This window comes from Thermomonas fusca (assembly GCF_005862345.1).
GTDB lineage: Bacteria > Pseudomonadota > Gammaproteobacteria > Xanthomonadales > Xanthomonadaceae > Thermomonas > Thermomonas fusca.
The window spans coordinates 1-7,690 of the sequence record NZ_SROY01000010.1; the positions used below are offsets into that span (position 1 = coordinate 1).

Genomic DNA, 7,690 nt, shown 5'->3' on the forward strand with positions numbered 1-7,690 from the left:
TTCTTCACGTCCAATCTCCTTGCTGCCGGGGATTGGACTCCAGATCGCAGCGCTACTCAAATCCGGGGGGACGTCGCTACCGCGCTACGGAGTCTGTCCTTTTGCTTAGGCGTCCAGCCCTTGCTCATATAGAGCATGAAAGGGAGGGAAAAGAGAGATGGGCAGCAACCCAGCGCCGCGAGGAGCAGCACGAAGACGATCGAGGCGAGCTTGAAAGCTAAGATCAATGCCTAACACCTGAGTTAAGCCGCGCCGCGAAGCGGCGTCGGCTTGAACGAATTGTTAGACCACAGACTAGAAGTCACGGAGATTGCAATTGCTTGGCTGACTCACGCTGCGTGACGCCAAAGAAATTGCCCGAGTTGAGATAGGTCACATTGACCACAAGGTCATCTTTGACCTCAAACGTGTACTCGATGATGCCGCCTTTTTGAGTGGCGAGGTTGTACGTGATGAAGTCGGAGCCGCCGAGGGAGTACGTCTTGTCTGGAGCGCCAACGTACTGAATGATCTCGTCGGGTGTAGCCTTGTTGAGTTGGAACTCGCGCAGATACTTCTTGGGGTTGGTTGAGAGCGTTGGCCGATAGACGCCATTCTCGCTCTTGTCTTTGGCAAAAGTGTTGCCAGTGGTGAGCATGGCGAGAGTCAGAAGCAGCAGGGCAATGATCTTTTTCAAGCTGGACTCCTTTCTGTGTCCAAGTGGTCTAACACCTGAGTTAAGCCGCGTAGCGTAGTGGAGGTGGCAGGCATGGCAAGCTTTTTCTGCCATGCCTGACGCCGGAACGAAGCGGAGTCGGCTTGAACGAATTGTTAGGCGCAAGATTTGACATTGAAGCGACACCAGAAATACGCTGGGCAAAATTTAGGAGGAGTGCAATGCAAAGAATTCTTGCTATTTCATTGTTGCTTGCTGGAATGACGGCATGCCAAAAAAACGTTAAGAATGACGTAGCAATGGGAATTATCCTGCCACCAGGTGCGGAGAGGATGAAGATCCCGGACAACGAGAAGTTTGTTATGCCTTCTCCGTTAGTAGATACCTTGCCTAATTATCCGGAGGAGTTGAAGTCAAGGAATATTAGGTCTGTAAGCACATGCGGTGAAATTGTTATTAATGAAAAAGGATCGGTGGAACAAGTTACGCCGCTTTATGAAATTCCAGAATGCCCGGAAAAAGAGGGTGAGATAGATCAGGCGTTTGTAACGGCCATGATTAGCTCAATGAAGGGCTGGAAATTTACTCCGCCGATGGTGTGCACATTTCCAATTGGTGCGCAGATTACGGACGATTGCAGCGGAGCGGGCGTTCTTAAGAATCCGATTGCAATAAAGCTGTCTTTTACTTTTTCCTTTGAGTCAGAATCAAGGCGCGTAAGCATGTTTCGCAGGAAGAATAATTAATTGCTTTGTATGGATTTTTTCCATTGTGCGGAGTCGAATCCAACGATGGCTCCTTTCTGAGTAAGAAGCACAGGAACTGCTGAGGCATTAACCGCTTTCAGGAGTCGTTTCGCTAGGCGCTCGTTTTTCTGAATATCTAGTTCGATATGGCTTATGTTGTTTTCTCCAAGCCATATTTTTGAGGCTTTACAAGCCTCACAAGTGGTCAAGGTAATGACTACTGGTACCTTTGGATCAAGGTGTTCCGCGATAAATATCTCTGAATAATTAGCGGGAGCAATGTTCTTGCTATGGTTTTGAACCAAGTACAGACTTATCCATCGGATCCGATGATCTCCCAGAGATAGATGAGAGGGCGCGACGGATCTACGTCGCTTGCTCCTTCTTCAAATCGCATCTGGATGTCCGACATGCGCCCTAACACCTGAGTTAAGCCGCGCCGCGAAGCGGCGTCGGCTTGGACGAATTGTTAGGCCCCACGCCACGCGGACCAAGCGAGCAAAGCCACAAGCAGCACCAAGAACGACACCGCGTATAGCGATAGGGCAAAGTATGCTTGGGCGCCTTTGCGCCGCAACTCCGGCTCCTCTAATGAGAGGAACTGCCGAGCATTTAGATAGCGGAACTTGGCTGGCGCGATTGGGCCGTACGACCGAACGCCGTGCCCGGGTTGGAACGCATCCAGAGCGGCGGGATGATCGGCTACAAGCGCCGAGAAGAACCGGTCGGCCTTCACATACGCATTGGTTGCGAGAAGCACCGCGACAACGACTAGCAAAGTCATCAAGATCGCCATAGTTGTTTCAGTAGGGCCTAACACCTGAATTAAGCCGACCCGCGAAGCGGGTTCGGCTTGAATGAATTGTTAGGCCGTAGGCGAGGTGCCTGCAACGATGGCCCATGTACTAAGAGATGCGATCAGCACGCCAGTGACCAAGCAACGTACGCACCTAATCCTGTGTCCCGCCAAAACGCTAAAGACCTTGCCAGCAACCAAGACGCCTAAGACCGCAATAGAAAGCTCGCCAGCGTAAGTCGGAAAGAACCAAACAGCGATCCCACAAGTGACAATGAAAACAAGAGCAACGTAAGCGTGAGCTTGGCGAAGGAGGCCAACCCAAGGCTTCCCTGGCTCATGAAACATGTCTGCGTAGTTGCTTGGCACCGAGACTACGATCAGTCCGAAGAGTCCAAGCAAGACGTAAGCAGTGGCGATTACTTTGGCTAGCAACATAGATTGGTCTACGGCCTAACACCTGAGTTAAGCCGCGCCGCGAAGCGGCGTCGGCTTGGACGAATTGTTAGGGCCGACGTTACGGCCGAAGTGGCGGAATCGCAAGCTGCAACGCCACGCGCGACACGGGAGCCGCCGTCCGTTAGCCAAGCCACACGCAGGCCGAGGCTTGAAGAGCCGAAGCAAGAGCGCCGCGCGAGCGGAGCGGGAAAACTGGCGGGCAAGAGCGCAACGGCAAACACTGCACGACGCGACAACACGCGAGCGCGAACACGAAGGTCCGCTCACCGACATGGCGGCCGCGCACCTGCGCTGTCCGAAGCGATGCGTCCGAAGCAAGAACAGTGGATCACGAACGCCTGACCAACGGCGACCCAGCAGAACGCAAGAAACGCAGAGCGCGAAACAACTGCCGAAGGCCGACAACACTGGAAAGCTTTTCCCCAGGCCTAACACCTGAATTAAGCCGAGCCGCGAAGCGGCTTCGGCTTGAATGAATTGTTAGAACTCATTTGCGACGCAAGATACGCCAGCAAACAGACTGCAAAGTTGATTGAAGTACCTGGTAGATCGAGCCAGCCTGCCAACGAGCCCGACAAGGCGAAAAGCACGGCAATATCTATCACCTGAATCAACACGAATAGAGCTGCGCCAAGCAAACGCTTATGGCTTGGAGTGCGGCGGAAGAAGACGTAATACGCCAGAAATGCAGAAGCTCGCGCCGCAAAAGTACTGTAGGACTCCGCTGGAGTTGTATATACGATCAGGCTGACAGCCTGATAGGCAACAAAGATCAGTGCGGCCCAGCCGACAAGCCTTTTCCAGTTGGCGATAAGAGTGGGCATGAGTTCTAACACCTGAGTTAAGCCGCGCCGCGAAGCGGCGTCGGCTTGGACGAATTGTTAGGCATGTTCAGCCCTGATGAGAAGCTGCTTGACCTTGTTCTGCAGCAGAAGCAGCGAGCTGCCGAGCACAAGTGGCCACCAAGAGTCCATGAAATTGGCCGCTAGAAGGGAGGCAAGGACAGCCATGAGCAAGATCGCTGCGGCCCGGCGCTCGCCAGTCACCCGAAAGTCGCGGCGGCATTCAGGGCAGATCGTATACACAAGCTGGACCTTCTTCCAAGTGGTGCTGAGCTCCGGCTGCGGGATCTCGGTGCGTGCATCCTCAAGTGCGATGCGCCATTTGCAATGCGGGCATTCGAGCAGTGTCCGGAACATGCCTAACACCTGAGTTAAGCCGCGCCGCGCAGTGGCGAAGGCTTTGCGCTAGCGTAGCGCAAGCGCAAAGGTGAAGCCACGAAGCGGCGTCGGCTTGAACGAATTGTTAGGCCGCAAAGCCACTAGCGTCCGTTGGGGATTGAAGCTGTGGCAGAGCAGAACAACCCGCCGCCGAGCATTGCGAGCAGATAGTTCATTGGGGTTGCCTCCATGCCTTGAAGCAGCTGGAGGATGGCTATGAATATTGCAACGGCAATTGCGCCCCACACGAAGCAAAACGCTAGCGTCTTGCGGCCAGCTTGAGAGAACAATCGGACGCGTCGCCTGGCGCGGAGTGCTGATGTTGCGAGTGGCGCAGAAAAGAATAGCGCGCCAGTCAACAGCGCAATCACGATTGCCTGTGCGCCGGATAGGCCAAACAAATAGAAGAGTGCGGCTTTGCCAAGCGCAATGACGCCCCAAATGAGCAGAAGACGGCCGAGAACTGGAGATGTGGCTAGCAAGAGCTCTGACAATGAGAAGCTACGTTCTTGCATCTTGCGGCCTAACACCTGAGTTAAGCCGCGCCGCGAAGCGGCGTCGGCTTGAATGACTTGTTAGGGCGCAAAGTAACAGAAGACGAGGAAAGTCGGGCGCGTAGCGCACGGCATGAGCCAGCACGCAGCTGCCTGTGCCGTCCGAGAGCCGAGCCGCACAAGCGCACCGCGAAAGTCTGCGAGGAAACGCTGCGGCCGGCGAGAACGTTTGATCGTCTGCTGTCGCGAGAAACTGCGAGCGCGAGCCGATGCTGAGGCAAGCACGAACCGTTGAACGATGTTGCCGCCGAGCGCCAGGAACCCGACGGAAGAACCGGTTGGCAAGTTGCGCCTGCGCACCGCTTGGCGCAGCTACGGAAGCATTGCTTTTAGCGGCCTAACACCTGAGTTAAGCCGCGCCGCGAAGCGGCGTCGGCTTGAATGAATTGTTAGGCCTACAAGCCGAGATGCAAGCCGTTGATAACGCTGTCTAGCACCTTGGTCTCGAAGGCCTGGAGCTTGCCCCATTTAACTGTGTCTAGTTGAGACCATTGACCGCCAGTAGAAAGACGCTTGCCGGTACGGTAAGCGTCCTGCCACACAGCTTGGCAGCCAGAATCGCCCGTTAGACCTTGACGGTCTACGATGCGCGCCGCCACGGAGCCAACGAACTCCTTGTCCGCGCCGAGTGCAAGACCGGTGATCTCGCAGTAGCTGTAGTCAGGCTCGGCAACTGATGAGAACGACAGCAGCAGAAGCGGGGCGATTGTCAGAAGGCGCATGGATATTTCCTGTAGGCCTAACACCTGAGTTAAGCCGCGCCGCGAAGCGGCGTCGGCTTGAACGAATTGTTAGAACTCACTGGCCCGGTTTCCCTGCCGGCCTCCGCCTTCTGGACACCGCTTCCAGTGTTGAAGAGCAGCGGTGAAAAGATCTGCACGATTGAACTCAGGAGGGCCGCGACCGCTAGGACAATGACCCAGCGTTGGGTCTTGCTGTTCTGCCGGTTTAGCGAGTCAATGTGGTGCTGAAGCAACAAGTGGTTGACGGTTAGCCCGCGGATGATGTCTCGGTGCCGGACCGAATCATTTGGGATGGGCTGATTTGCCAGTGCGAGCAAATAGGCGCGGAGCTCCTCAGGAGACTTTCCTGAGACGGTGCCCTCGCGGAAAGCGTCTTCCACCGGCTGGTAGTCATGCTGCGCCATGAGTTCTAACACCTGAGTTAAGCCGCGCCGCAACGAAGAGCCACCGAAGCGGGGAACGGCAAGTTGCGAGAACTTATCACGATGCCGGGAAGCGGCGTCGGCTTGAACGATTTGTTAGGGTGCAGCCGACCGTACTTGCTAGCGGTCACCGCAAGATTGCCACGCCCGCCGACGCACGAGGAAGCAGCGCGGCAGGGAGCAGGCGCCAAACGGCGCGAGGAAAAGCGGTGAACGCTGGCCTGCCAAGCGCGCTTGGCAGCGCCGTGCGATGCACCGCTTTTCTAGCAGGCGGCTGCGGATTCAGTCACTCGGCGAACGCCGCGAAAACGACTCGGTAAACTCTGATGGCTCTCGCGTCCGCCGCCTGGAATTCCGACGCTGCAGCCTAACACCTGAGTTAAGCCGAACTGCGTAGCGCAAGCAACGGCGTGGCAAGCTTTTTCTGCCACGCCGTTGCTGGAGCGAAGCAGTTTCGGCTTGAACGAACTGTTAGGGCGCAAGGTAGCAGAAGACCAAGGCAGTCGGGCGCGCAGCGCACGGCAAGCGGTTGCCGCAGCTGCCTGTGCCGTCCGAGAGCCGAGCCGCACACGCGCAACGCAAGAGTGCTGCCGGGAAACGCTGCGGCCGGCGAGAACGTCCGATCGTCTTCCGCCGCGAGAAACTGCGAGCGCGAGCCGATGCTGAGGCAAGCACGAACCGTTGAACGATGTTGCCGCCGAGCGCCAGGACCCCAACGGAAGAACCGGTTGGCAAGTTGCGCCTGCGCACCGCTTGGCGCAGCTACGGAAGCATTGCTTTTAGCGGCCTAACACCTGAGTTAAGCCGCGCCGCGAAGCGGCGTCGGCTTGAATGAACTGTTAGCCACCACAGCGAGAGTGGCAAAACTGCCAACGAGGTGCAACATGGATTTTGGAAAGGCGCTGGATGAATTGAAGGCTGGCGGCAAAGTGCAGCGCGACGGATGGAACGGTAAGGGCCTATGGCTTGAACTGCAACGTCCTGATGCGCACAGCAGGATGACGCTCCCATACATCTACCTGAATTACCCCGCCGACGCGCAGAACACGCCTGGCGCGCGCGTCCCGTGGCTTGCAAGCCAGACTGACGTACTGGCCGAAGATTGGCGTATTGCAGTATGACCGACGCCCCCACGCCGCCGGGATGTGCGGCGTGGGGGCTAACACCTGAGTTAAGTGGAGCCGCGAAGCGGCTTCCACTTGAACGAATTGTTAGGCGGCAAACTAGACAAGTTCCCAGCCCTTCTCGATTCGAGTGATCTCGCGAGCGAGGGCCTGCAGCGGTGCGGCAAGACCTTGATTGTCTTGGATTATGACGATCCCCTTGGACCGGAGTTCCTTGCGCACGCTCTCTTCCAGGTGCGGCTCAAGCCCGAGGTAGACCGGGTGAGTGAGGATCATGGCTTTCACATTCTGGTCGCCGTCACTCTCCACGTGGATCTCATGGATCATCTCGCGCCACTTCTGTACGTGCGCGCGGCGTTGTTCTTTAACCGCGGAAGAGCCCTGTAGCCGATGAGTTATGAAAGGGCCGACCACGGCTGACACAAGGCCGCCCACGACGCCCGCACCTGCCGCGATCGCTGCTACTAAAACTTCACCCGCCATTGAATTTCCCCATGCCGCCTAACGCTCAAGTTAAGCCGAATTGCAGCGCGTAGCCAACGACATGGCAAGCTTTATCGGCCATGTTGTTGGCGTAGCGATGCAATTTCGGCTTGAACGCAATGTTAGGGCTCATCGCCGGGATCCTCCCGCCGTATCCACGGCGAGCCCACAGACGCTCGCTCTGCGATGAACCCAGCAGGCAAATTGGCGCAGTCGTTGACAGAGCTATCCCTGCTCGCCAGATGACCAACGCCGACAACATGGAAGTCGTCAGCTCCGCCGTGGTCGCGCTCGCCACATGCGAAGTTCCAACCGTCGGCATCGTGAGCTACGAGCAATATCGGTCGCGAAGCCTCGAGAATGTGGCTGCAGACGATGACACCCAAATTGGTTGGCGAAAATTCCATGAGGCCTAACACCTGAGTTAAGCCGCGCCGCGAAGCGGCGTCGGCTTGAATGACTTGTTAGGGCGCAAAGTAACAGAAGAC

General features: G+C 56.5%; 11 protein-coding genes. 3 read left to right on the plus strand and 8 right to left on the minus strand.

The features are described from left to right. Positions 1 to 301 precede the first annotated feature (301 nt). Positions 302 to 676 (minus strand): hypothetical protein, encoded by a 375-nt coding sequence (locus E5S66_RS13390; RefSeq protein ID WP_138350025.1) that lies wholly within the window; start codon positions 674 to 676, stop codon positions 302 to 304. A gap of 122 nt (positions 677 to 798) precedes the next feature. Between E5S66_RS13390 and E5S66_RS13395 the strand changes: the two genes are divergently transcribed. Next, positions 799 to 1,401, plus strand: a complete 603-nt coding sequence (locus tag E5S66_RS13395) for a hypothetical protein (RefSeq protein ID WP_138350027.1) — start codon at positions 799 to 801, stop codon at positions 1,399 to 1,401. Here E5S66_RS13395 and E5S66_RS13945 read toward each other — a convergent pair. From E5S66_RS13945 to E5S66_RS13425, 6 genes are all read right to left on the minus strand, one after another. Continuing rightward, on the minus strand, positions 1,398 to 1,706 hold the full coding sequence (locus E5S66_RS13945) for a glutaredoxin domain-containing protein (protein WP_171033574.1): 309 nt from the start codon (positions 1,704 to 1,706) through the stop codon (positions 1,398 to 1,400). The genes E5S66_RS13395 and E5S66_RS13945 overlap by 4 nt on opposite strands. Positions 1,707 to 3,096: 1,390 nt before the next feature. Beyond that, positions 3,097 to 3,480 carry a hypothetical protein gene (locus E5S66_RS13405; protein WP_138350029.1) on the minus strand — a complete coding sequence of 128 codons (384 nt, stop codon included), beginning with the start codon at positions 3,478 to 3,480 and terminating at the stop codon, positions 3,097 to 3,099. Between the two features lie 57 nt (positions 3,481 to 3,537). Further along, on the minus strand, positions 3,538 to 3,855 hold the full coding sequence (locus tag E5S66_RS13410) for a hypothetical protein (protein ID WP_138350030.1): 318 nt from the start codon (positions 3,853 to 3,855) through the stop codon (positions 3,538 to 3,540). Between the two features lie 122 nt (positions 3,856 to 3,977). After that, positions 3,978 to 4,391 (minus strand): hypothetical protein, encoded by a 414-nt coding sequence (locus E5S66_RS13415; protein ID WP_138350032.1) that lies wholly within the window; start codon positions 4,389 to 4,391, stop codon positions 3,978 to 3,980. A gap of 434 nt (positions 4,392 to 4,825) precedes the next feature. After that, positions 4,826 to 5,152: a hypothetical protein gene (locus E5S66_RS13420; RefSeq protein ID WP_138350034.1), complete on the minus strand. Its 327-nt coding sequence runs from the start codon at positions 5,150 to 5,152 to the stop codon at positions 4,826 to 4,828. A gap of 29 nt (positions 5,153 to 5,181) precedes the next feature. Beyond that, positions 5,182 to 5,577, minus strand: coding sequence for a hypothetical protein (locus E5S66_RS13425; RefSeq protein WP_138350036.1), 396 nt, complete (start codon positions 5,575 to 5,577; stop codon positions 5,182 to 5,184). Positions 5,578 to 6,479: 902 nt separating this feature from the next. On the opposite strand from E5S66_RS13425, the gene E5S66_RS13430 reads away from it, so the two are divergent. After that, on the plus strand, positions 6,480 to 6,716 hold the full coding sequence (locus E5S66_RS13430) for a DUF2829 domain-containing protein (RefSeq protein ID WP_138350038.1): 237 nt from the start codon (positions 6,480 to 6,482) through the stop codon (positions 6,714 to 6,716). Between the two features lie 102 nt (positions 6,717 to 6,818). On the opposite strand, the gene E5S66_RS13435 is transcribed toward E5S66_RS13430, so the two are convergent. Further along, on the minus strand, positions 6,819 to 7,046 hold the full coding sequence (locus E5S66_RS13435) for a hypothetical protein (RefSeq protein WP_138350040.1): 228 nt from the start codon (positions 7,044 to 7,046) through the stop codon (positions 6,819 to 6,821). A 398-nt stretch (positions 7,047 to 7,444) separates the two neighbouring features. Between E5S66_RS13435 and E5S66_RS13605 the strand changes: the two genes are divergently transcribed. Beyond that, a complete protein-coding gene (locus tag E5S66_RS13605; RefSeq protein WP_171033575.1) occupies positions 7,445 to 7,618 on the plus strand; it encodes a hypothetical protein in 174 nt (57 codons plus the stop codon). Positions 7,619 to 7,690 lie beyond the last annotated feature (72 nt).

Coding starts and splice junctions, on each gene's coding strand:
- E5S66_RS13410 (WP_138350030.1), bottom strand. CDS start 3,855: ATGTTCCGGACACTGCTCGAATGCCCGCATTGCAAATGGCGCATCGCA.
- E5S66_RS13420 (WP_138350034.1), bottom strand. CDS start 5,152: ATGCGCCTTCTGACAATCGCCCCGCTTCTGCTGCTGTCGTTCTCATCA.
- E5S66_RS13430 (WP_138350038.1), top strand. CDS start 6,480: ATGGATTTTGGAAAGGCGCTGGATGAATTGAAGGCTGGCGGCAAAGTG.
- E5S66_RS13405 (WP_138350029.1), bottom strand. CDS start 3,480: ATGCCCACTCTTATCGCCAACTGGAAAAGGCTTGTCGGCTGGGCCGCA.
- E5S66_RS13425 (WP_138350036.1), bottom strand. CDS start 5,577: ATGGCGCAGCATGACTACCAGCCGGTGGAAGACGCTTTCCGCGAGGGC.
- E5S66_RS13605 (WP_171033575.1), top strand. CDS start 7,445: ATGACCAACGCCGACAACATGGAAGTCGTCAGCTCCGCCGTGGTCGCG.
- E5S66_RS13435 (WP_138350040.1), bottom strand. CDS start 7,046: ATGATCCATGAGATCCACGTGGAGAGTGACGGCGACCAGAATGTGAAA.
- E5S66_RS13415 (WP_138350032.1), bottom strand. CDS start 4,391: ATGCAAGAACGTAGCTTCTCATTGTCAGAGCTCTTGCTAGCCACATCT.